The organism is Nocardia sp. GP40 (genome assembly GCF_050434125.1).
Lineage (GTDB): Bacteria > Actinomycetota > Actinomycetes > Mycobacteriales > Mycobacteriaceae > Nocardia > Nocardia albiluteola.
Genome location: NZ_JBNPVW010000006.1, coordinates 161,166 through 181,672, shown reverse-complemented (window position 1 = coordinate 181,672; position 20,507 = coordinate 161,166). Strand labels below are relative to the sequence as shown.

Here is a 20,507-nt window from a genome sequence, read left to right as displayed (position 1 = left end):
CAGCGTTCTGGAGCGTGAGCCATACAAGGTGCGCCTGTGCCGCAGCCGGGACGGATTGTTGTGCAGGGGAGGGATTTTCGTCGACGGTCAGCGTCGGTTCGGTCGTGCTGGGGACGATCTCCAGCGCTCTGGATGGCGGGCGGGTCGGTCCGCGATCGCACAAGGTGGTGAGTATGCGCTGGCGTTCCTGCTCGGCCGACTCGGCTAATCGTGTCCGCAGGCTGGTGGGTACCTGCACACCGGCCGCGGTCAATGCGACCTCACGCAGTGGAAACCGATAGGGCCGAAGGGCATCCCCGGTACACGGGGGGAGGTGCTCGACACGGCAAGCGGTCGCGGACTCGGCTGGCGTGTGCCGGGGGTTGTGCGGTGCGCCGACCATCAGCGTGATGGCCGGTTCCCAGGGATCGAACATCCACATCTGCTGAGGGTGATCGGTGTCGTCGAGGACGACTCACGGGGTGGGGCTGTCCGGGTGCCAGAACCAGGCATCGACGACCTCGTTGCGCGCGTAGTCGTGGTGGCGGTGACGCCACTGGGCGTCGGTCACCGGCGAGCGTTGTGCTTCGAGGACGACCCGGTTGCCGTCGGCGAACACCACCTGCACATCGGATCGCTGACCTGACCCCATGATTTCGGTCCGGACCGAAATCATGGGGTCAGGTCACTCGGACTGCGGATCTGCGGCGACATCTGCAGACATCGAGGTAGGTGGGGTGGCCGCCTACGGATGGCACTAGTGTCGCGAACCAGTTTGACCGGCACCAGGACTGTTTCGCAGGCGAAGGTCTCGATTGCGGGGCCGGGAGTTCGCATGTGGTGTCGCACCGCCGCCAAGGCCTCACCTTGCGCCGGGCGTTGGCCAGCCCCTGAGATTGGGGGCTCGGGAAGCCATAACGCCATCCGTACGCAGGACGACAGACTGGCATGAGCCTGAAAGACGTTTCCTTACAACAGTTCACGTTCCGTGCGGGTGTGGTCGCGGCGGTGATGGTGGCCGCGTGGAGCGGGTTCGCCGGGACTGCCGGTGCCAACTCTACCGATCCGGTTGCCCGGTTCACCCCCACCCTCACACGGGTTCCGGGTCCCAACTGTGCCGCGATCATCAATGCCGAGACCGTGCCGCAGCCTCAGTCCGGTGTGTTCGGTGTTCGGGTGAAGATCACGCAGGCCGGGGACTCCTGCGGGGCCTATTACGTCACCGTACATTGGCGGAACGTCAACACCGGCCTGACCAGCGGACAGTCACAACGCATCGAAGGCACCACGGTGGTCGGCATGCCGGACAACGTGATCACCGGCATGGGCATGGCGCCGGGCGCCGGGAAGGTGGAGGCGTCTATCGACACGTACTCCCAGGTCTATCCGCAGAATGTGGGTCTGGAGCACATCGCGGGCCACGCGACGTTCACGCTGGGCTGAGCGCGCGGCGGTTCGACCGAGATCGTGTGCGGGACGGCAGAAGAGGTGCGGCGTGCCTGGTCGCGCTGGGGCACGGGTGGTAGGGATCCGGTCTGTTCGGGTGAACCACTCGTGTGAAGATCACCGGCCTGGATACGGCGATGCCGTCTCCGCACTCGTCTCGTGTATTACACCGGCGGCAAGATCGATTGCACCCTGCTTCCGGATGTGCCGAGTGCAAGCGCGCGCATCGGCTACTTCTCAGATGCTCACCGCGGCGAAGCGATTCAACGATCGGGTGTGGGCGGTCGAAGGGTGCAACGGTGTGGGCCGGCACCTGGCTCATCGCCTGGTCCACGATGGTGAATCGGTGGTGGATGTGCCGGCGAAGCTGTCGGCGCAGGTGCGGGTGTTCGCCATGGGCAACGGGCGCCCGCCGCGACGAACTCGGTTATGCCCGCACCGACACGGTCAACCGGCTGCATCGACTGCTGCTGGAGTTGCTGCCTGGTGGGGCGAAGAAGTTCCTGTCGGCGATGCAGGCCCGCAAGCTGATCGCCACGGTCAAACCACGCGATTCTGCAGGCAAGGTCCGTCGTCGGCTGGCGGTCGAGTTGATCGGCGACCTGGAAACCATCGACCGCGGTTGTCGTCGATCCATTTGTGAAGTGGCGCCGAACCCTCGACGTAGTCGATCGGTTCACTCAGTCGGCAGACGAACACGTCAGTGGTCCTCTCGGAATACCGAGCAGCAGTTCAACTTTGGCCAGGCATGACGCACCGATAGGTGGAGTTATGGCCTACGTCCCTGGTGGGATGCACACGAGCACACCGTTACCCGCGACGACCACACTGGCGCGAGGGTGGCGCACTGACGCTCGCGGCGTGCCGCATCCTCTGACAGGATGCTGGGGATTGCCGCACGGCGAGCGTGGGAGACGGGGATGACGGACAAGACTTTACGGGCCATCGGCGAATTCATGAGGTCGGTGCGGCCGCCGGGGTCCTTCACCGCCCGCCGTACAGCATCGGCCGCGGACCTGGCGATCGAGGTGGAAGGGATTGGTCCGCTTCGGTTTCCGGTGGCATTGACGCAGGCGCTGGAGCTGCGCCGTATCGCCCGCCCGGCCCGTTACGGTCTGGGAGAGCAGACGCTGCTGGATCCGGGCGTGCGCGATACCGGCGAGATTCCCCTCGAACTCGTCACCGTCGACCAGGACCGCTGGCGCCACCGGTTGGCGCCGATTCTGGATGCGCTGCGGTTCGATCTGGGCCTGCCGCCGGATTGCGAGCTCTCGGCCGAGTTGCATTCGATGCTGGTCTACGGACCGCGTCAATTCTTCCGGCGGCACCGGGATTCGGAGAAGTCCGACGGCATGATCGCCACTTTGGTGGTGACGCTGCCGTCGTTTTTCGAGGGCGGGGAACTGGTGGTCGAACATCGCGGGGAGCGGGTGGTCGACCACGGGTCGCCCGGCGAGATCGGCCTCGTCGCGTTCTACACCGACTGCGAGCACGAGGTGCTGCCCGTGACCCTCGGCCATCGAATCTCGCTGACCTACAACCTGATTGCCAGCCCACGCGCCGTCCTGACCGCTGATACCGGCGCGCCGGACCCGGCCGTCGCGGCGCTGGCCGACCAGCTACGCGAGCACTTCACCACACCGGCACCGGGTACGGGTTCGAGGCGACACCTATTGGGCGATCCGGATCTCGAGCTTCCGGACCGGCTCGTCTGCCTTCTGGATCATCAGTATTCCCAACGGGGATTCGGGTGGGATCAGCTCAAGGGCGCCGACGCGGCCCGCGTGCAGGTTCTCCTGGCCGCGGCCGACAGCGTCGGCTACGACACGGCCCTGGCCCTGGCGGAGGTGCAGGAGAACCACAGCAGCGAAGACCTCGCGGACGCGTGCTGGATGTGTGGCCGGCGGCGCCGCTGGGAGCGTGTCGAGGGCAGCTGGGAACTCGTCTGGGATGAGTGGGAGCCCAACGAGTTCTCGGAGGACGAGCCGCTGGAAGAGGAACGTGCCGAGGGTTCCCTGCCCATCGATCACCCCGACCGGATGACACCGGAGGAACTGGGCAGGCCGCACGTCTCGGGTATCACGTTGACGTGGTGGATCAACCGAGCGGGAGAGGTCACGGGACCGGTTACCCGAAAGGTCTTTCCCGCCGAGATATGCACCGATACAACGGAATTGGACCTGCAGCCGTTCGCTGTCGAATCCGAGGGGTTCACCGGCAATGAGGGCAACACGGTGGATCGCTGGTATCGGCGCGCGGCCATCATCGTGCGGCCCCGGAGCGGACCTGTGTAACTCCGTTGGCACGGTGCCATCTGGTTATCAGTCGCGCCTGCGGCGGCGAAACAGGGTCAAGAGAGAGGGTCTCAGAAAGCGTGGCCAAATCTCAGAATGATTGGCCTCAGCGTGGCCAGTTGGCCGTGATTTTGAGATTCTGCTTCCTCCCCGGGCCGACTGGTGGGTGATTTCGCCAGTTGTGTTCCGGGGCAGGAGGGTTCGGGTTGTCGGGTGGAGTGTTGCCGCTGGTGCCGAGATCGGTGCGGTCGGTCGCTGTCGATGCTGCGCTGGTGGCGTTCCGCTGCGCCGACCCGAACTCCTCGTCCGTCTCGATCAGCTCGCGCGGCGATTCCTCGACCAGCTCGGACTGCACGACGAACCACTGCCGTGGCATCCCCGGGTGCCAGATGAGATAGCGAAATCCGTGGCGCTGCACCTGCTGTTGCGCGCCAGGAGTGCGTGGTCGACATGAACAGGCCGTTGTCGCCCAGGTGCGTTCTAAGGACGCCGCGGTGAGTGGTGTGGCGGTGCGCGTGGGTGTGGGCGGCCGTCGGCGTGGTGGCCGCGCGGCTCAGCTCGACACCTACCTCACACTGCTCGATCAGACATGGAAAACACGTGCCGCGCCGTGTTAAGACATGATGGTGATACGTGTGCGAACAACGCTAGCAGCCGAATCCGGTCATGCCGAATTCACTGTGACAGTGCGTGATCGGGTACCCAACTTCGCGTATGCGTTCACGGTCCTGAATATGCTTCGGGACCTGGTGCTGGCAGGATCGTGGATCGAACCCACCTGCATACCGGTTCTTCATCACGTCGCCCCTCTGCGTGCCGTGCTCGTACGCCACCGTGGCCAGGTCGCGCCGGCCGTTGCGGGGTAGGGCGAACTGTCCGCTGGCGGTGGTCGGACGACCGCTCGGATCGATGGTCTCGTATGTCAAGCGATAGGTTTCGACGCCGAATCGGACTGTGCTGGTGTCGAATCTATTGCCTGCCAGTGTGGCCTCGAGGTCGTCGGACGAGTACATGTGCAGATGCTCGGCTTTGACGAGTCGTCCGCGAGTCCCGTCCGGCGGTGTTGGATGTGCCGACTCCGATGAACGATCGCACCCTGTCGTCAGCGCCGAGGTTCCGAGAACCAATGCGGCACCGACAATTCCCGCGGTCAGTCGGATTCTGCGGGCTCGAGGAGTGCGATGGGTCTGGGTAGTCACTACGCAAGCTCATCGTCGAGATACACTCCGGCTCAATCACTCCCGAGGCTGATAAAGCCGGTGGATCTCACCCGTGGGTATGGTGATCCGCAATCTGAGCGGCGATATCGGAATGTCGCCTCCGACGGGACAGCTCAGAAGCAGTAGGGGAATTTGCACGTGGACAGATCGTTGGGGCCGAAGATCGCGGCTATCAGGCCGTTGATCAATACGTCTGCGGCGCCCGAGCCGGTGCTGATTGCGATGTCCTGTGCGCCGACAACCGACGGGGCGGCGACCTTGGGCTGTGCTGCCCCGGCAGTGGCTGGGATCCTTCGTTCGAATGTCCGGTGACGCGGGTTAAGGGAGTGACCTGAGAAGGGCTGCTCCGAGACGGTTCGCTTCGGCGCAGGGTTCGCCTTCGCCGGTCTGGACCCGTGCGTTGCGCACTGTGAGCACGATGCTGCCGAAAGCGGCCGGCGTTCCGGTGTAGCAACCCAGCTTGTTGGTGTCCTGCGCCGCGCGAAACACGACCACATCTCGGCCGTAGTACTGAGTCCTGTGCACGTCGTTGTACCTACCGGAGGCGAGCTGATCGTCCAGGGTGTTCTTGGAGGCGGTGACGACCAGTTCGTAGGACTGATCGGCGGATTGCCACTTGCATATGCGCGCGGCCGGGTTCCCGGCGTCGGCCACACGGCTCTTGGAGGACGTGTTCACACCCGCCGCGCTGAGCGCGGATTCCGACAGCGAGCATGCGTCCCACACGGATTCGGTGGCGGGGGCCGTTGTGGTGGAAGGGTTTCCAACTGCGGTGGTGGGGGGTGCGGTGTTCGCGGGCATTGTGGCGACATCGTCGGCCGGAGCTGGTTGCGGTGTCGCTGATGCCTCGCCGGTATCAGCGGTCGTGGTGGCGGTAAGGGTCGCCGAGACAGGCCCACTCGGGCTCGGCGAGCTGTTCACCGCCGTGCTGCAAGCTGCGAGCAGCATCGCGGCTCCACATGCTATTGACGCGAGACGGCTCCCGGGCGCACCCCAACTCCCTTTCGAGAGTTGACGAACCGTCCACGTTTTCGGACTTATGGTCTGTTCGTCGGATGATCCTCCAACTCCGGTAGCTGAGCTAACTGCTCCCGATAGTTGGGGGTGTGTTCGGGGCAGCGAGGTGATCGCTTTCCGACCGCACGCGAACGGTGTAGGCCGGGTGGCTGAGCCTTGCCGATTCCTGTCGGTGCCTGCTGGCAAGTGTAAATCCTTTCCGTGGCAATCGTTTCCCTGGACGGGTACCGGTGTCGGCGGCGGAACGACTCGGGTGTTCGGTGGCCGATCGGAGGTGTACCCGCGTTGAAATCGTTGTCCGTCACCGTCCTGCGGCCGTTGGGATCACGGTCGCTGCGTGGGCGCACGCCGCCGGGCGGGTCGTCACCCTGGTCCGCCTGAATTTCGTTTCCGGGTCGAGCAGTGGCGTGGTCGTCCGGTGTCAAAGCGCGTCGATCCTCGAATCGGCCCGAACTTCGCGATTCTGGTATCGTGGGTGCGGTCAACGCCACGAACATCGCGTCGACCGCCATCCGCCGTACCCGCCGAAGACTAGCTGGGGTTTCCCTCCAGCCAGGTCAGTGCGGAAGCCCGTTGGGGAAGCAGACAGGACGCCAGATAGTTCCGCAGGCAAGGTTGTTCAGATCGGCCGAACCACTGGCAATTCCGCTGTTTGCGTTCACCTGCGTCTCGCTCGCCTGGGGTCTGATCGGTGTCTCGGCCTGCGCGGGAGCGACGGACATCAGAACGGCACCGGTCAATAGCGCAGCAGGGACGACGACGCGATTTACTCGAAACATTTCAGCCCATTTTCTCGCGTTGGATCCGGTCAAGGAGATGACCTTGATGACCGTATCGAAAGGACCGCCCTGTCCGGAGTTCTGGAGCCGGTTCGGTCAGCAGACTCCGGGCACTTCACCGTGCAGGAGGATTTGAATGAAGCAGTCCAGATTCGCGCTGCCGGTACTCAGACCCGGCGCGGGAGTCGCGTTTGCCTCAGCGGCATTCACCATTGCCGCGAGCATGAGAGTCGCGGCCGCCACGGAAACAACCGCCTTGCGTTTGATGCCCACACTGATCTCCTTGTCCTCGTGCCGAGTCCCGGCGTCCTATGTGACATAGCGCGATCGGTCCGCTGCGGCCGATTCGGGCACGCTCGACTCCGCGTATGCCTCATACCACATGGAAAGACTCTCACATGCAAACATCGACTATTCCTATAGTTGGGAAGTGAAGGTCGCACGCCCCTTCCAGTTGGTTCCGTTCGACAACCCGAGCTCAGGCTGTGATCTTCTGAGTCGGTGGCCGAGATTTTGCGAACTCCGACCGGCCGAGGCGGTCTACCGGTTCTCGCCGTCTCACCTCCCCACGTCCTGTTGAAGTCGACTGCGACATAGACATCAAAGCGTCTGCGACAGAATGGCGCCCTGGAAGGCGAAGCTCCCGCCGGACACCGCGACTGGGAAGAAGGGAGCGTGTGCGTGTCCCGTGAGATCGATTCCGCTGTCTTCCCGCATCTGGATGCGGACCTGCACCGTGTCCGTGATCTGCTCGGGCCCATACAGTTTCCGGGCCGCCCCGAGCTGACCGCACTCACCGACGAGGGCCCCGAGACGTCTCGTCGGATGGTACGCGGCAGCGGCGCGCACCGCCCGGTCGTCTGCCGGGGTCGTGGGACCGGTGAGCAGGTAGTACGACAGCAACGTCAACGTCGGACGTGCCAGCGGGTGGTGTATGTACCCGGTGCGACAGTGAACCTGGCGGCGACCACCTACCGCGGCGCCGGGAAAACCGATGCCCGCGATGCGTACCTGATGGCCGATCAGGCGCGGTTGCGTCGTGAGCTGACGCCGGTCCGGGTGCGGGACGAGTTGATCGCCGAGTTGCGAATGCTGGTGGCTCGCCGGGAAGACTTGGTCTCCAACCGGACCCGTGCAGTGAACCGGTTGCGCGATCAGATACTGGCGATCGGTCCGGCGCTGGAGCGGGTTCTGGATCTGGGCACGAAGGGCCCGCTGGTACTGCTGACCGGTTTTCCGACACCCGCGGTGCTGCGCGAGGCCGCGACTGCGGTGATAACCGAATGGCTGCGAGAGCAAGGCGTGTATTCCGCGGAGCGATTGGCGGACAAGGCCGGACCCTCATCGTTCCAAGATCAGAACACCTGCAACATGATGAACTATCAACCGCCCCTTCGCATCCCGAACGGGTCAATCACCAACTGCGTGCCAGATCGATTTTTCATGTGCCGCCGACATCAGCGCGTCCAAGAGCGCGTGCTCGAGCCAGCGTTTTTCCTTGTTGTCGGCTCTGTGCGGTCGCAGGCCCGCATCGATCACGCGTTGTCGACTGGATGCGCGTGAACTCGGCCGAATCGCGGCGACGCTCGGACAGTGTTGCACCAGTCTGCGATCGCTGGTCACCGTGCACGGCATGGTCGCCGCCGCGCTGGATCGCTGGGGCACCGCCGAGCAGCGCCGCGCCTGGCTGCCCGGGCTCACCGCGGGGGAGGTCGTTGCCGCGCTGGCGGCGACCGAGGCCGGGGCCGGACCGACTTGGCAGGTGTCGCAACAACTTTCGAGGCCGATGGCGCGGACCGTTTGGTGTCCGGACACAAACTGTGGGTGACGTTCGGCCAGGTTGCCGACGTGTTCCTGGTACTCGGCACGGCGGACGGCGGACTGTGCGCCGCACTCGTCGAACGCGACCGTCCCGGCGTCTCCGTGGAGCCGGTCGAGGGCCAGCTCGGCCTGCGCGGCGCCAGGGTGGCCCACAATCGGTTCGACCGCGTGCGGATACCCGCCGCGCAACTGATCGCACCGCCGGGATTCGGCCTGTCCCATGTCGTCGGCACGGCCCTGGACCACGGGCGGTTCACCGTCGCGTGGGGGTGCGTCGGGATCGCGCGAGCCTGTCTCGCCGACGCCGCCGCGCACGCCGCCACCCGCGTTCAGGGTGGTTCCGCGCCCGCCGAGCACCAGCTGATCCGTGCGACGCTCGGCCGCTGCTTGGTGGATGTCGAAGGCGCACAAGCCATCTGCGAGCGCGCGACCGAAGATCGGATCGCCGGATCTGCGCACGCCCTCGTCTCGACCATCGCCGCGAAGTACGCGGCCGCCCATGCCGCGGCCGTGGTCGGTGCGTTCCGGCCGTGTTTCACCACTCCGACGTTCACCACCTTCGTCACGCTGACGATCGGGATGATCGCCGCCCCGACCCGGCGGACTGTGTGCGGCATGCTCACCGCCGCCCGGATGGGTGGCCATCACGCTCGCACGCACCGGTTCTTCGCCACCACCACCTGGAGCCTCGACCAGGTCGGACTGACCATGCTGGGGCTGGTCATCGGCTGGCTCACCCCGACCGGTACGCCGCTGCTCATCGCGGTCGATGGCACGTTGTTCCGGCGCAGCGGCAAGAAGGTGCACGGCGCGGTGTGGGCCTACGACGGCTCCCGCCAGGTCGCCAAGGGACAGGCCAAACTTTCGCGCGGCACCACCTTCGTGGTTGCCGCGGTGGTGGTCGATCTGCCGTTCGCAGACCACCCGATCGCACTGCCGGTGCTGTTCCGGTTATGGCGTCCCGGCGGGCCAACCAAAACGATTCTCGCCCGCGAGCTGATCGGCCGGATCGCCGCCGCGCGCCCCGACCATACCGCCCATGTCGTCGCCGACGGCGCGTATGTGTGCAGCGCCCTGCGGCACCTGCCCGTGAACGTGACATTGACCGCGCCGTTGCCCCGCAACGCTGCCCTGTACGAGGTGCATCCCGACCTGGACAACCCGCCGAATATGCGGGGTCGGCGAGGTCGGCCCCGTACCCAGGGCGCCAGGATCGGCACACCGTCCGAGCTGGCAGCTACCACCGCGGGCGTGCAGATCACGGTGACTCGCTACGGCCGCACTGCCACCGTGACCGTGCACGAACGACGCTGCCTGTGGTACGGCGCGTTCCGCTCCCAGCCCGTCCGAGTGCTGATTGTGCGCGAGCCCCGCCGCCCCGGACTGGCGCTACTGACCACCGACACCACCACTGCGGCAGCCGAACTCATCGCCCGGTATTCCGCCCACTGGTCGATCGAGGTCGCATTCGTCGACGCCAAACACGTCACCGGCGCCGGCGAGGCCCGCAACCGCACCCGGTTGGCGGTGGAGCGCACCGTCCCGTTCGGGATGCTCACCCAGACTCTGGTGATCCTCTGGTACCACCTGGCCGGGCACTCACCTGCGGTCGTCGCCGAGCACCGCACCAAATCCACATTCTGACCGGCAAATTGGGGTGAACTCGCATCAAATGCGTGTTCATAGCTGCAGATTACCGTCATCGGTGCCCGTTGGCGCCAGGGGATCCCAAACGTGACTCGATACTTCCGAGGAGCTTACCCGTCTCTGGCACAGTGGGGCAGTTGGAAGGAATGAGGAAGGGGCGGAAGCGGATTCGATCGACGATCCGATAGAGACAGCACGTGCGGCCCTGGCCGGACATCGCACAACGGTTGTCTCGGCGGGTGGGCACGTCACGGTGGAAACTGGTGCCGATGGCCGGATCCACGCGATCCGGCTCACCGACCGGGCACGACGCGCCGACGCCCGACGCCGGTACACAAACGGGGAAAGGTACTGCGCCGGTTGGCCGCCACCGCAGGCACTCTCGCTCTCACAGCGGCGGTCGACAGCGGAGTTCAGGCCGCCCCATACAACGCCTTCGGATCCCCGATTCGCTGACCGCCTGAACTTGCAGGGTTGGTGAACAGAGCCACGTCGGCCGAACCGTGCGGTGGGGTCACGGGTGCGCGGTCACAAGGGCACCGCATACCACACGCAGCCGCGGCAGACCCTGTACGCGGGCCATTCCACGTACCGCTGACGTTGCCGAGGTTTCGGCGCCACAGTTCGACGGGTCCACCAAATTGGCTGAACCCTGGCTGTAGCACGGGCAGGAACGCAGAACTATGCCCGACTGGTCTCGGTTGATGTGGTGTGTTCGCTGCGCCAGACTGCGGATTGGCCCGAAAGCCTGGGGTACGCGGGCTGCGGGTGCTGCTGGAGTCGATCGAAGCGGTCCAGGTCGTGCATCGGTACGAGACCGGTCAACGTGAAGTTCCAGATTTGGCGGATGAGATTCCCTGCAGTACGCCGGGTTTCCGAGCGGGTCGCGTAGCGGCGAGCGATGGTCAGAAAGTCTTCGGGTTCGACGCCAGCGACATCACGGACGTGGGTGGTGGGGCCGCCCACCTCCCAGGTCCCCAGCGCGGCCTCGAGCGCGTAGTGGCGTAAGCCAGACTCCAAGTACAGGTCGAAACCGAGTCGTTTCGCGTTCACGCGCACGGCCTTCATGAGCATCCGTGGGGGAACATCGATGTGGCGCACCCGTCGGCCCAACGCCTCACCCACGGCGTCGGCGATCTCTGCTCCGGTGAGCAGCGTGGGCCCGGTCGGGCGGTAGGCCCGACCGTCATGACGGTGCGGATCAAGCAGCGCACCCACCGCAACACGGGCAACATCTTCGTTAGAGGGAGGCGCGTTGCGTCCGCCCCCAGTCGGCGCGGGCAGCACGCCCAGCTGGGCGGCCATACCGATGAACTGCAGGTAGTTGTCGGCGAACCAGCCGGGGTCAACCGCGACGTGGGCGGTATCGGGCAGCAGCTCGAACAGCTTGTCGATCAACCAGTGCTGGCGGGTCATCAGCGAGGGATGCTCGGGGCTGGCCAGCCACTGCCCCAGCGCCACCACGGCCTCGACACCCGAGCGCCGCGCGGCCACGGCGAAGGCGATCGCACTGTCGAGTGCATGGGGGTGGTACGGGGGGTTGAAGAACAGCCGGTCGACCCCGTCCACCGCGGCCTGTACCTGCTGAATATCGAATATGTCGGCGACGACCGTTTCGGCGCCCAGAGCCCTTAGCCGGGCGCTGCGCGCATCGTCGCGATGCACCAAAGCCCTTGTCGGCACGCCCTTCTCCAATAATTGGGCGGCGACGGCTCCGCCGATCTTTCCGGTGGCGCCGGTAACCAGCACGCGAGTGGTTGTCATCGGAGTTCCTTTCCGGGTTTGTGTCTTGGTTCGTGGACCTTCGGCTGTAACGAAGTTTCCACTGGTCACATTCCCAGTGTGCTTCGAGATGTGACCATTGTCAACATCGGGGGGGCGTGGCAGCCTGAAAGCCATGAGCAGCACCCACCAACACGTGGTCAACGCCGAGCCGCGCAGGGGCGACAGCGAGCCGCCGCGGCGGAAGTCCTACCACCACGGCGCGCTGCGCTCGGCCTTGATCGAAGCGGGCATCGCACTGGCCCGGGAGGGCGGGCCCGAGCGGGTGATCCTGCGTGAGGCCGCCCGCGCGGCCGGAGTGTCACACTCGGCGGCCTACCGCCATTTCACTGACCGGGACGCGCTGCTGGCCGAGGTATCGAGGTACGCACGAAACGAACTCGCCGCCGAGATGCGCCGACGCGTCAAGCGCGCCAGGGACCCGCGCAAGCGATTGGAAGCGGTCGGCATGGCCTACGTTGATTTCGCACTGGCCCAGCCCGGGCTGTTCCGGACCGCCTTCACCTCGCATCCCCCCACCTCTGAGGCGGAGGTGGCGGATGGCGGTGGGCGCGCTAGCGGCGGGGGCGATGACAGTGACCCATTCGAGATCCTGGGTCAGGTACTGGACCAAGCCGAAGCCGCAGGCCTCATGGACCCACACCGCAGGCCCGGAGCCGAAATTGGCGCCTGGTCAGCGGTGCACGGCCTTGCCAGCCTACTGCTCGACGGGCCGCTACCGGCCAACCCGGCAAACGTCGAATTCGCGCGGGGCCAGGTGCTCACCCTGATCGAGCGGGGGCTGTTGAACGAGGCCTAACTAAACGTATTACTCGGTTGCCCGACCACACATAGCGGTAGTCGTCCGACCCGCCGTGCCTGACCCCGCGGGTCCTGCGGATCGGGTCCGCGCAGCGGGTATCGCGTTCGATGTCTTCGGGCCTCCCCGCCATGAGTGAAACTTCAGCTCCTCCCAGTTGGTCGGTTGTGCGTCGGACATATCGAGATCGCTTCCGTTGATGAGACGTCCGGCTACCGCCGGTTGCGGAGACTTTTCGCGCCACCGCGGAGCTGTTCTTCGAGGTCGTAGATTTCTGTCTTGAGGTTTTCGAGCTTGACGCGGACCCCACTTCGGGCGCCGGCTGCTTCGTCGGTCAACGATTGCCGATCGGGCCAGTCGGCGTTGAGCCAGTCGCGCACATCCGACAGCGCCGAGGCCGCGTTGCGCGCCGCGGCCGCCGCATGGGTGAAGATCTGCTCTTGTGTCGGCAGGGCGCTCACTCGGCTGCTCCGTTGTCGGTCGTGCGGATCGGTTCGCCGATGCCGTCGAGTGCTCGGCGACGGAACTCGCCAGCGAGCATCTCGTCCTCGCGGCGCTGCATCTCGGCGAGCGCTGGGGTGGATGTGATCGTGTTGTGACTCGAACAGTTCGGGTCGGGTCCGGTCGATCATCGCGGGGAGCTCGTCGCCCGGTGCGGGGTGGAGTCTCTGGCCCAGAACGTGCGATCGGTTCGACCTGCGGTGCCGGCAATGCCCGGACCGTGTAGTACTCCGGAGCACCGGATGTGCACGCTGCCGTCCTCGCCGCCGGTGACCGCGGTGCCCTGTCACGGTGAAGGTGCCCTGCACTTGGTTTTTCGAGGGTCGAATCCAGTGGGGTCTGGAAGTCGTTGTTGGTTCCGAGATCCGGTTACGTTATTTCCCCGCCTGTTGCGGCACTGTCGGGTTGTCGTGCTTCGGTGGTGGTGCGGTGGATTGGCGCACGATCAGTTCGACGGGGTCGGTGACGGTTTCGGTGATCGGTTCGGTGGGTTCGCGTTGTGCGAGTAGTTGTAGCGCTCGGTGCCCGAGTTGTTCGAGTGGCATTCGTACTGTGGTGAGGGCGGGCACGAGGTGGCCGGCCAGGGGCATGTCGTGCACGGCGATGACAGAGATGTCCCGGGGGACGGAGAGTCCTCGTTCGTGGATGGCGTGCAGCGCGCCGACTGCGGAGGCGACGTTGGCGACGAATACCGCGGTGGGGGGTTGCGGGGCCGAGAGCAGCTCGTCCATGGCGGTGGCGCCGCCCGCGGGTGTGTAGTCGGCGTGGGAGATCAGGTCGGGGGTGGTTGCCAGCCCCGCGGTGGCCATGGCGGACAGGTATCCGGCGCGTCGTCGGTGGGCGGTGTCGGCGCCAGCCGGTCCGGCGAGGTGGGCGATGCGGGTGTGTCCGAGGGAGACGAGGTGGTCGACCGCGATGTGGCCGGCGCGTTCGTCGTCGAGGATGACGTATCGGCGTGAGCCCTGGGTGCGTCTGTTGACCAGTACCCAGGGGATGTTCGAGGCTCGGAGTTGTTCGAGTTCGTGTCCGGTTTCTTCGCCGGCGAACAGCAGTCCGTCGACGCGGCCCTGCCCGATGAGTTCGAGGTAATGGGGCAGGGCGAACCGGACACCGGCCGAGCTGGCGGTCATCAGTGCGTAGCCGAGTTCGCCGGCGGCGCGTTCGGCGCCGGTGATGATCTCGGCGTAGACGGGGTTGGCGAAGTCGGGGATGAGCAGGCCGAACATGTAGGCGCGGGCGGTGCGCAGGCTGCGTGCGGCGGCGTTGGGGCGGTAGCCGAGCCTGTCGATGGTCTGCTGGACGCGCAGGCGGGTTTCGGGGCGGATGCTGAGGTTGGGGTCGTTGTTGATGATGCGGGAGACCACGGATCGGTCGACCCCGGCCAGGTGGGCGACGTCTTTGAGCGTGACTTTGGGTGGCCGTGCCGTTTTCGGCGTCTCGGGCATACCCTGCCTTTCGTCCCACTGGTCGGGTACTGCCCACCCTAGAGCAGCAATTCCGTACCGCCGGTAGTCAGGTTGCCGGGTTCGGGTCAGAACAGGCACAGGGGGTTGACCGGGCAGCCGGTGGCTCCGCGGATGCGCAGCGGCGCGACGGTCAGCAGGAATTGGGTGGTGTGCAGTTCGCCGCAGACTTCGACGAGTTCGGTGAGGCGGGGACAGTCCAGCAGCACCAATCCCATTGCCACCAAACCGATTTGGTGTAGCGGGAGAGGGACCGCGGTGCTGGGGTAGGGGATCCGTTCGACGCAGTCGCCGCTGTAGACCGCCACTTCGCGATCGTGCAGCCAGGGCAGGCAGTCGGCGTGCAGGCCGGCGCGCACGGCGGGGTTCTCGGTGCCGTGCTCGGCCTCGCGGCGTTCGAGCCCGACGTGGACGAACACCGCGTCCCCGCGGGTGACGGTGGTTCCGGTCAGTTCCTCGGCGGCGGTGAGCTCGGCGGCGGTGACCGTCTCCCCGGGGTCCAGGTAGGCGGCGCCGCGCACGGCGGTGATGTCCAGGAGCACACCGCGGGTGACGATGCCCTGGCGTTGGGCGTATATCGAGCCGGCGCGCAGCCCGTCGGGGCGCATCACATGCTCGGCGCGACGGCCGTTGTAGGCGTTGCCTTCCCAGAACACGTGGGTGACGGCGTCGAGGTGGGTGACGGCGAAGCCGTGTGTTGCCAGTTCGATGCTGTCCAGTGCCGAGGTCGGTGGGGTGGCGTCGAACAGCATCCGGTGCCGCAGGGGGTCGGTGTTGAGCTGGTCGGCGACGGTGGACATATCGCGCCCGATCGATACGCTGCGGCCGTGGGTGACCAGGGCGGCTGCGGCGGCACGGGTGTCGTCGGTGATGTAGTTCAGGGTGCCGAGTTCGTCGTGAGGGCCCCATTTTCCGGTGTTCGAGCAGCGGTCGAACAGGGCGATGAGTTCGTCGTCGGTCATGGTCGGGCTGGTCATGGCCAGGTCCTCATTTCGGTAGCCGGTGTGCGGGTGGTTGCACCATTTCGAGCACGATCTGGTCGGGATCTTCGAAGTAGCAGGTGTATCCGCCGGTGTTGACCCCAGCGGTGATGTCGTTGGGCGGGGAGTAGAAGGTGACTCCCGCTGCGGTCAGCGCCTGATAGCGGGCGTGGATGTCGTCGACTGCCACGGCCAGATGCGCGGCGCCGGGGTTGCAGATCTCGGCCTCGCCACGACTGCCGACGGGCTGCAGGTACTGCACCAGTTCCAGGTCGTGGCTGGACAGCCCGCGGGGCTGACCGGGCACGACCAGCTGGGCGATTCGCAGGTGCGCGTCGGGGTAGCCGACCAGGCGGCGGGTGTAGTCGTTGCTCTGTTCCTGGGTGAGGATCAGCTCGAATCCCAGGTGGCCGGTGTAGAAGTCGATCGAGGTGTCCAGATCGGCGACGGTGAAGCTGAAGTGCCAAACTCCGTGCAACATGGTGTCCCTCAATTCATTTCCAGGCCGCCGCAGACGTTGAGGGCCTGCCCGGTGATGGTGGATGCCGCGGGTGAGAGCAGAAACGCTGCGGCCTCGGCGATTTCGGTGGGAGATACGATGCGGCCCAGCGGGATCTGGGCTGCCTGCCGGGCGAAGGATTCCTCGGCCGTGATGTGGTTGATCTGGGCGCGGCGCTCGTGGATCGCCCGGGTCATCTCGGTGTCGACCACGCCCGGGCAGACGGCGTTGACCGTGATCTGGGACGGCGCCAGCGCCAGCGCGGCGGACCGCACGAGGCTGATGACACCGGCCTTGCTGGCCGCATAGTCCGCGGCGGTGGGTCTGCCGCTGCGGCCGGCGATCGAGGCGATCGCGACCATGGCCCCGCCGCCGTGGTGTTGTGCTCGTCGCGCGACGGTCTGGAACAGCAGGAAAGTCCCCTTGAGGTTGACCGACATCGTTGTGTCCCAGCCGGTTTCGTTCAGTTCGAGGAACGGCTGATCGCGGATTATGCCGGCCGCGGATACCGCCAGGGTGATCGGTCCGAGATCGTCCTCGGTGCGGGCCACCGTGTCGTGCACCTGCTGGCTCGAGGTCACGTCCATCGCGTAGGCGCGGGCGAGCCCGCCGGCGGCGGTGATCAGCTCCGCGGTGGCGCGGGCGGGTTCACGGGCGATGTCGGCGACCGCGACGCGGGCGCCGTGGGCGGCGAGCAGGGTCGCGCACGCGCGTCCTATTCCGCCGCCCGCGCCGGTGACGAGCACGGTCTTTCCGGTGAAACGGTCCACCGAACCTCCTTGTTCTGGGGCTGATCGAGGGTCACGGGCGGGTATGCCACAGGCCCAAGGCTGCTTCCACGGCCTGGTAGGGCTGACCGAGGTAGGAATCGGGGGTCAATTCTTCGACCGTATCGGCGATGTCGGCGGGCAGTTCGGCACGTATCGCACTGTGCAGGGCCTGCCCGGTACTGCGGCATCGGGCCGCGGCCAGATAGACGATGTCGTGTGCTTGTTCGCGGCCGATGCGTGGGGCCAGGTTCATCATGTAGGCCTCGGCCAGCACCAGCCCGCCGTCGGCGTTCAGGTTGGCGCGCATCGCGGTGGGAAATACCTGCAGGCCCGTGGCGATCGACGTGGCGGTGCGCAGCGCGGCGGCGCCCAGGCACACCAGCTGCGGCAGGACCTGCCATTCGGCCTGCCACTCCCCGGCGGCACGCTCGTGGCCCGCCTCCATGATCCGAAACAGTGCCGAACTCAGCGCGCCGGCGGTGATGGCGGCGCCGATCACCGCCTCGGACTCGATCGGATTGGCCTTCTGCGGCATCGTGGACGACGCCCCGCGGTGATGGCCCGCCGCCTCGGCCACCTCGCCGATCTCGGTGCGGGACAGGTCGACCACCTCGCGCGCGAACCGCGCACAGGTGCCCGCGAGCAGCGCGCAGACCGCACCGAATTCGGCGAGCCCGTCCCGGGCGACATGCCAGGCAACCTCGGTGGTCGAGAGCCCGAGCCGTCGTGCGACCGCGGCGCGTAACCCGGTCGCGTGCTCGCCGTAGGCGGCGGAGGTACCGGCCGCGCCGAACAGCGACACGACCGCTGCCCGCGTTCGTGCCGCGGCGAGGCGGTCCCGATGCCGGGCGAGCTCGGCCAGATAGGTGGCCAGTTTCGCCCCGAGCGTGGACGGCACGGCCTGCATCGCGTGGGTGCGCCCGGCGATTACCGTGCCCGCATGTGCCTGGGCCAGTCGTGCCAGTGCGTCACCGAACTCGCCGAGCAACACACCCAGCCGTTGTGCGGCGGCGTCCAGTTGCACCGCGAGCCCGGAGTCCATGATGTCCTGGGTGGTGGCACCGTAATGCACACGACCCCGATGAGCGTGCGGCAGCGCGGCATCGATCTGACGGACCAGCGACAGGATCGGATATCCGACGGTGCGGGTCTCGTTCCAGAGCCGATCGCGATCGATCGTGTCGAGCTTCGCGGCGGCGGCGATCGCCTGCGCGTCGGCGGGTTCGACCACGCCGAGATCGGCCTGGGCGGCGGCGAGCGCCACCTCGACCCGCAGCCACGACCGGATCGTTTCCTGCTCGGAAAATATCCGGGTCATCGGCTCGTCGCCGTACAGGCCCAGCAGCATCTCGAACCGCTGCGTATTCATCACACTCCTTCGATCACCACGTAGTCAAACGATTGACTAAACGTACGTCGTCCAAGTATGGACTGCAAGGGTTAATGGGAGTTCAAATCAGACATTGCGTTTCGCGAAGCCCTGTGTTTAGGTAGGTCAATCGTTTGACTTGCAATGTGCGGTTGCCGTCGTTCACCCAGTGGAGGTGCCTGTGACCAACAATCAACTCTCGGCCGATCTGCACGCGATGTGGCGGATCAGAGCGTTCGAGGAGAAGATCCAAGCCCTGCACAAGGCTGGTGATGTTCCCGGTTCGGTGCACCTGTGCATCGGCCAGGAAGCCGGTCCCGTCGGAGCCTGTGACGCACTCGGCGCGGCCGACGCACTGTTCGCGACCTATCGAGGCCACGGATGGGCGATCGCTCGCGGAACCCCGTTACGGCCGCTGTTCGCCGAATTGCTAGGTCGCGCGACCGGAGTGAACGGCGGCCGCGGCGGTTCGGCGTACTTCAGCGCCCCCGAATACGGGTTCTACGGGGAGAACTCCATCGTGGGAGGGGGCGCGTCGCACGCGGTCGGCGCGGCGTTGGCTGGCCGCTACGACGGTACCGGCCGCCTAGCGATGTCGGTATTCGGTGACGGTGCCATGAATCAGGGCGCGGTGTACGAGGCGATGAACTTCGCGGCCGCCTCCGGTCTGCCGGTGCTGTTCATCTGCGAAAACAACCGGTACTCGGAGCTGACGCCGATCCGGGAGATGGTCGCCAACGAGCAGTTGACCGACCGGGCGACCGCACTGGGAATCCGTGCTCGCCGCATCGATGGCAACGATCCGGCAGTGATCCGGGCCACGGTCGCCGAGTTCGCCGCTACCGCGCGTGACGGCGGCGGGCCGGGCTTCATCGAAACCGTCACCCAGCGGCTGGTCGGTCACTACATCGGGGATGTGCAGCAGTACCGCCCACCCCGAGAACTCGACGCCGACGCCCTGATCGAGCCCATCGCTGTCGTGACCGCCGAACTCGTCCGCACCGGCATCGATGCCGCCGCCATCGAGCGCGCCGCACGCGAGGAAGTCGACCTCGCCGCCGGGCAGGCACTCACAGATCCGGTCGCCGACCCTGCCACCGCGAAGGAGCACCTTTATGCCTGAGCTCACCTATGCCGGTGCGGTGAACGCCGCGTTGCGCCGCTGCCTGCAAGAGATCCCCGAAACCCTGCTCTACGGCGAGGACGTCGCCAAACCCGGCGGCGTGCACGGAGTGACCCGCAGATTGTGGAAAGACTTCGGCGACCGCGTGTTCGACACCCCGATCAGCGAATCGGCGATCCTGGGCTCGGCGGTCGGCGCCGCCATGATGGGCCGCCGGCCCATCGTGGAGATCATGTGGGCCGATTTCTTCTTCGTCGCGTTCGATCAGATGATCAACCAGGCCGCCAACGTTCGCTACATCTCCGAGGGCCGCCTGACCGCACCCCTGGTGGTGCGCACCCAGCAAGGGAATTCGCCCGGTGCGTGCGCGCAGCACTCGCAGAACATCGAGGCACTGATCACCCACATCCCGGGCCTGCGAGTCGCGATCCCATCCACACCACAGGACGCGTTCGACCTCATGATGTCGGCCGTGCACTGCGACGACCCGGTCGTCGTCATCGACAACCGCACCCTGTACCTGGGCGAGAAGCAGCAGGTCGTCACCGACGGGCCGGTGCGCCCGATCGGCGGAACCCGGCTGCATCGCACCGGTTCGGCCGCGACGATCGTGACCTGGGGCGCCATCACCCACCAGGTGCTCGCCGCCGCGGACCGGCTGGCCGCGGACGGCACCGCGGTGACTGTGCTCGAGACACCGTGGCTGAACCCGTTCGATCACGACGCGGTCCACCAGATGCTGGACGGCACCGGCGGCAGACTCGCTGTCGTCCACGAGGCGAACACGACCGGCGGATTCGGCGGTGAGGTGATCACCCGCGCCCTCGAAGCGGGCGCCCTGTCCGGCCGGGCACTGCGGATCGGCGCCGCCGACACCCGCATCCCCGCCGCCCGCCCACTCGCTGCGGCACTGATCCCCGGCGCCGACCGGATCTACACCGAGCTCGCGCATTTCACCGCCGCCTGACACCGCCGGCGGCCTTTTCCGCGGGTCCATCCCGCACGTTCTACCTGGAGT

The 20,507-nt window shown here is 66.3% G+C and carries 23 protein-coding genes; 9 read left to right on the top strand and 14 right to left on the bottom strand.

Annotated features, from left to right (window positions below):
- Positions 1 to 454 precede the first annotated feature (454 nt).
- Positions 455 to 655 carry a hypothetical protein gene (locus ABH933_RS19770; RefSeq protein ID WP_429423662.1) on the bottom strand — a complete coding sequence of 67 codons (201 nt, stop codon included), beginning with the start codon at positions 653 to 655 and terminating at the stop codon, positions 455 to 457.
- A 272-nt stretch (positions 656 to 927) separates the two neighbouring features.
- Between ABH933_RS19770 and ABH933_RS19765 the strand changes: the two genes are divergently transcribed.
- The 3 genes from ABH933_RS19765 (at position 928) to ABH933_RS19755 (ending at position 3,719) form a co-directional block, all read left to right on the top strand.
- On the top strand, positions 928 to 1,422 hold the full coding sequence (locus ABH933_RS19765) for a hypothetical protein (protein ID WP_429423661.1): 495 nt from the start codon (positions 928 to 930) through the stop codon (positions 1,420 to 1,422).
- Between the two features lie 302 nt (positions 1,423 to 1,724).
- On the top strand, positions 1,725 to 2,177 hold the full coding sequence (locus ABH933_RS19760; RefSeq protein ID WP_429423660.1) for a hypothetical protein: 453 nt from the start codon (positions 1,725 to 1,727) through the stop codon (positions 2,175 to 2,177).
- Positions 2,178 to 2,345: 168 nt separating this feature from the next.
- A complete protein-coding gene (locus ABH933_RS19755) occupies positions 2,346 to 3,719 on the top strand; it encodes a 2OG-Fe(II) oxygenase (RefSeq protein WP_429423659.1) in 1,374 nt (457 codons plus the stop codon).
- A gap of 106 nt (positions 3,720 to 3,825) precedes the next feature.
- Here ABH933_RS19755 and ABH933_RS19750 read toward each other — a convergent pair whose 3' ends face one another.
- From ABH933_RS19750 to ABH933_RS19725, 6 genes are all read right to left on the bottom strand, one after another.
- Positions 3,826 to 4,095: a hypothetical protein gene (locus ABH933_RS19750; RefSeq protein ID WP_429423658.1), complete on the bottom strand. Its 270-nt coding sequence runs from the start codon at positions 4,093 to 4,095 to the stop codon at positions 3,826 to 3,828.
- A gap of 271 nt (positions 4,096 to 4,366) precedes the next feature.
- On the bottom strand, positions 4,367 to 4,732 hold the full coding sequence (locus ABH933_RS19745; protein ID WP_429423657.1) for a hypothetical protein: 366 nt from the start codon (positions 4,730 to 4,732) through the stop codon (positions 4,367 to 4,369).
- 525 nt (positions 4,733 to 5,257) lie between these two features.
- Positions 5,258 to 5,593: a DUF3558 family protein gene (locus ABH933_RS19740; protein WP_429455057.1), complete on the bottom strand. Its 336-nt coding sequence runs from the start codon at positions 5,591 to 5,593 to the stop codon at positions 5,258 to 5,260.
- 920 nt (positions 5,594 to 6,513) lie between these two features.
- Entirely contained in the window at positions 6,514 to 6,768 is a 255-nt protein-coding gene (locus ABH933_RS19735) for a hypothetical protein (protein WP_429423655.1), read from the bottom strand.
- A 63-nt stretch (positions 6,769 to 6,831) separates the two neighbouring features.
- Positions 6,832 to 7,008, bottom strand: coding sequence for a hypothetical protein (locus ABH933_RS19730; protein WP_429423654.1), 177 nt, complete (start codon positions 7,006 to 7,008; stop codon positions 6,832 to 6,834).
- 327 nt (positions 7,009 to 7,335) lie between these two features.
- Entirely contained in the window at positions 7,336 to 7,644 is a 309-nt protein-coding gene (locus ABH933_RS19725) for a hypothetical protein (protein ID WP_429423791.1), read from the bottom strand.
- Here ABH933_RS19725 and ABH933_RS19720 point away from each other — a divergent pair.
- Genes ABH933_RS19720 through ABH933_RS19710 form a run of 3 tightly spaced genes read left to right on the top strand, consistent with a single transcriptional unit; the run spans position 7,561 to position 10,200 of the window.
- Positions 7,561 to 8,298 carry an IS110 family transposase gene (locus ABH933_RS19720; RefSeq protein WP_429423780.1) on the top strand — a complete coding sequence of 246 codons (738 nt, stop codon included), beginning with the start codon at positions 7,561 to 7,563 and terminating at the stop codon, positions 8,296 to 8,298. The two genes, ABH933_RS19725 and ABH933_RS19720, sit on opposite strands and share 84 nt — an antisense overlap.
- Entirely contained in the window at positions 8,234 to 8,563 is a 330-nt protein-coding gene (locus tag ABH933_RS19715; protein WP_429423653.1) for an acyl-CoA dehydrogenase family protein, read from the top strand. Before ABH933_RS19720 ends, ABH933_RS19715 begins: the two co-directional genes overlap by 65 nt.
- Positions 8,539 to 10,200: an IS701 family transposase gene (locus tag ABH933_RS19710; protein ID WP_429423652.1), complete on the top strand. Its 1,662-nt coding sequence runs from the start codon at positions 8,539 to 8,541 to the stop codon at positions 10,198 to 10,200. The genes ABH933_RS19715 and ABH933_RS19710 overlap by 25 nt, the downstream gene beginning before the upstream one ends.
- A gap of 684 nt (positions 10,201 to 10,884) precedes the next feature.
- Here the strand turns inward: ABH933_RS19710 and ABH933_RS19705 are convergent.
- Complete coding sequence (locus ABH933_RS19705; protein WP_429423651.1) at positions 10,885 to 11,967, bottom strand: NmrA family NAD(P)-binding protein; 1,083 nt, start codon at positions 11,965 to 11,967, stop codon at positions 10,885 to 10,887.
- A gap of 133 nt (positions 11,968 to 12,100) precedes the next feature.
- On the opposite strand from ABH933_RS19705, the gene ABH933_RS19700 reads away from it, so the two are divergent.
- On the top strand, positions 12,101 to 12,784 hold the full coding sequence (locus ABH933_RS19700) for a TetR/AcrR family transcriptional regulator (protein ID WP_429423650.1): 684 nt from the start codon (positions 12,101 to 12,103) through the stop codon (positions 12,782 to 12,784).
- Between the two features lie 212 nt (positions 12,785 to 12,996).
- Here the strand turns inward: ABH933_RS19700 and ABH933_RS19695 are convergent, their stop codons facing one another.
- The 6 genes from ABH933_RS19695 to ABH933_RS19670 all read right to left on the bottom strand — a co-directional run bounded on the left by ABH933_RS19695 (position 12,997) and on the right by ABH933_RS19670 (position 18,366).
- The gene (locus ABH933_RS19695) at positions 12,997 to 13,245 is read right to left on the bottom strand and encodes a hypothetical protein (RefSeq protein ID WP_429423649.1); all 249 of its coding nucleotides are present in this window, start codon (positions 13,243 to 13,245) and stop codon (positions 12,997 to 12,999) included.
- Between the two features lie 414 nt (positions 13,246 to 13,659).
- The gene (locus tag ABH933_RS19690; RefSeq protein WP_429423648.1) at positions 13,660 to 14,730 is read right to left on the bottom strand and encodes a LacI family DNA-binding transcriptional regulator; all 1,071 of its coding nucleotides are present in this window, start codon (positions 14,728 to 14,730) and stop codon (positions 13,660 to 13,662) included.
- An 86-nt stretch (positions 14,731 to 14,816) separates the two neighbouring features.
- Positions 14,817 to 15,725 carry a cyclase family protein gene (locus tag ABH933_RS19685; protein WP_429423647.1) on the bottom strand — a complete coding sequence of 303 codons (909 nt, stop codon included), beginning with the start codon at positions 15,723 to 15,725 and terminating at the stop codon, positions 14,817 to 14,819.
- 10 nt (positions 15,726 to 15,735) lie between these two features.
- Positions 15,736 to 16,209, bottom strand: a complete 474-nt coding sequence (locus ABH933_RS19680; protein ID WP_429423646.1) for a VOC family protein — start codon at positions 16,207 to 16,209, stop codon at positions 15,736 to 15,738.
- Between the two features lie 8 nt (positions 16,210 to 16,217).
- On the bottom strand, positions 16,218 to 16,997 hold the full coding sequence (locus ABH933_RS19675; protein WP_429423645.1) for an SDR family NAD(P)-dependent oxidoreductase: 780 nt from the start codon (positions 16,995 to 16,997) through the stop codon (positions 16,218 to 16,220).
- A gap of 31 nt (positions 16,998 to 17,028) precedes the next feature.
- Positions 17,029 to 18,366 (bottom strand): class-II fumarase/aspartase family protein, encoded by a 1,338-nt coding sequence (locus tag ABH933_RS19670; RefSeq protein WP_429423644.1) that lies wholly within the window; start codon positions 18,364 to 18,366, stop codon positions 17,029 to 17,031.
- A 181-nt stretch (positions 18,367 to 18,547) separates the two neighbouring features.
- On the opposite strand from ABH933_RS19670, the gene ABH933_RS19665 reads away from it, so the two are divergent.
- Together ABH933_RS19665 and ABH933_RS19660 are read left to right on the top strand one after the other, a co-directional pair.
- The gene (locus ABH933_RS19665; protein WP_429423643.1) at positions 18,548 to 19,489 is read left to right on the top strand and encodes a thiamine pyrophosphate-dependent dehydrogenase E1 component subunit alpha; all 942 of its coding nucleotides are present in this window, start codon (positions 18,548 to 18,550) and stop codon (positions 19,487 to 19,489) included.
- Positions 19,482 to 20,456 (top strand): alpha-ketoacid dehydrogenase subunit beta, encoded by a 975-nt coding sequence (locus tag ABH933_RS19660; protein ID WP_429423642.1) that lies wholly within the window; start codon positions 19,482 to 19,484, stop codon positions 20,454 to 20,456. The genes ABH933_RS19665 and ABH933_RS19660 overlap by 8 nt, the downstream gene beginning before the upstream one ends.
- Positions 20,457 to 20,507 lie beyond the last annotated feature (51 nt).

Bases quoted from the DNA above. Each gene is read 5' to 3' on its own strand.
- ABH933_RS19755 (WP_429423659.1), top strand. From the start codon at position 2,346: ATGACGGACAAGACTTTACGGGCCATCGGCGAATTCATGAGGTCGGTG.
- ABH933_RS19765 (WP_429423661.1), top strand. From the start codon at position 928: ATGAGCCTGAAAGACGTTTCCTTACAACAGTTCACGTTCCGTGCGGGT.
- ABH933_RS19705 (WP_429423651.1), bottom strand. From the start codon at position 11,967: ATGACAACCACTCGCGTGCTGGTTACCGGCGCCACCGGAAAGATCGGC.
- ABH933_RS19720 (WP_429423780.1), top strand. From the start codon at position 7,561: ATGGTACGCGGCAGCGGCGCGCACCGCCCGGTCGTCTGCCGGGGTCGT.
- ABH933_RS19690 (WP_429423648.1), bottom strand. From the start codon at position 14,730: ATGCCCGAGACGCCGAAAACGGCACGGCCACCCAAAGTCACGCTCAAA.
- ABH933_RS19680 (WP_429423646.1), bottom strand. From the start codon at position 16,209: ATGTTGCACGGAGTTTGGCACTTCAGCTTCACCGTCGCCGATCTGGAC.
- ABH933_RS19685 (WP_429423647.1), bottom strand. From the start codon at position 15,725: ATGACCAGCCCGACCATGACCGACGACGAACTCATCGCCCTGTTCGAC.
- ABH933_RS19745 (WP_429423657.1), bottom strand. From the start codon at position 4,732: ATGTACTCGTCCGACGACCTCGAGGCCACACTGGCAGGCAATAGATTC.
- ABH933_RS19700 (WP_429423650.1), top strand. From the start codon at position 12,101: ATGAGCAGCACCCACCAACACGTGGTCAACGCCGAGCCGCGCAGGGGC.
- ABH933_RS19770 (WP_429423662.1), bottom strand. From the start codon at position 655: ATGATTTCGGTCCGGACCGAAATCATGGGGTCAGGTCAGCGATCCGAT.
- ABH933_RS19750 (WP_429423658.1), bottom strand. From the start codon at position 4,095: ATGCCACGGCAGTGGTTCGTCGTGCAGTCCGAGCTGGTCGAGGAATCG.
- ABH933_RS19670 (WP_429423644.1), bottom strand. From the start codon at position 18,366: ATGAATACGCAGCGGTTCGAGATGCTGCTGGGCCTGTACGGCGACGAG.
- ABH933_RS19660 (WP_429423642.1), top strand. From the start codon at position 19,482: ATGCCTGAGCTCACCTATGCCGGTGCGGTGAACGCCGCGTTGCGCCGC.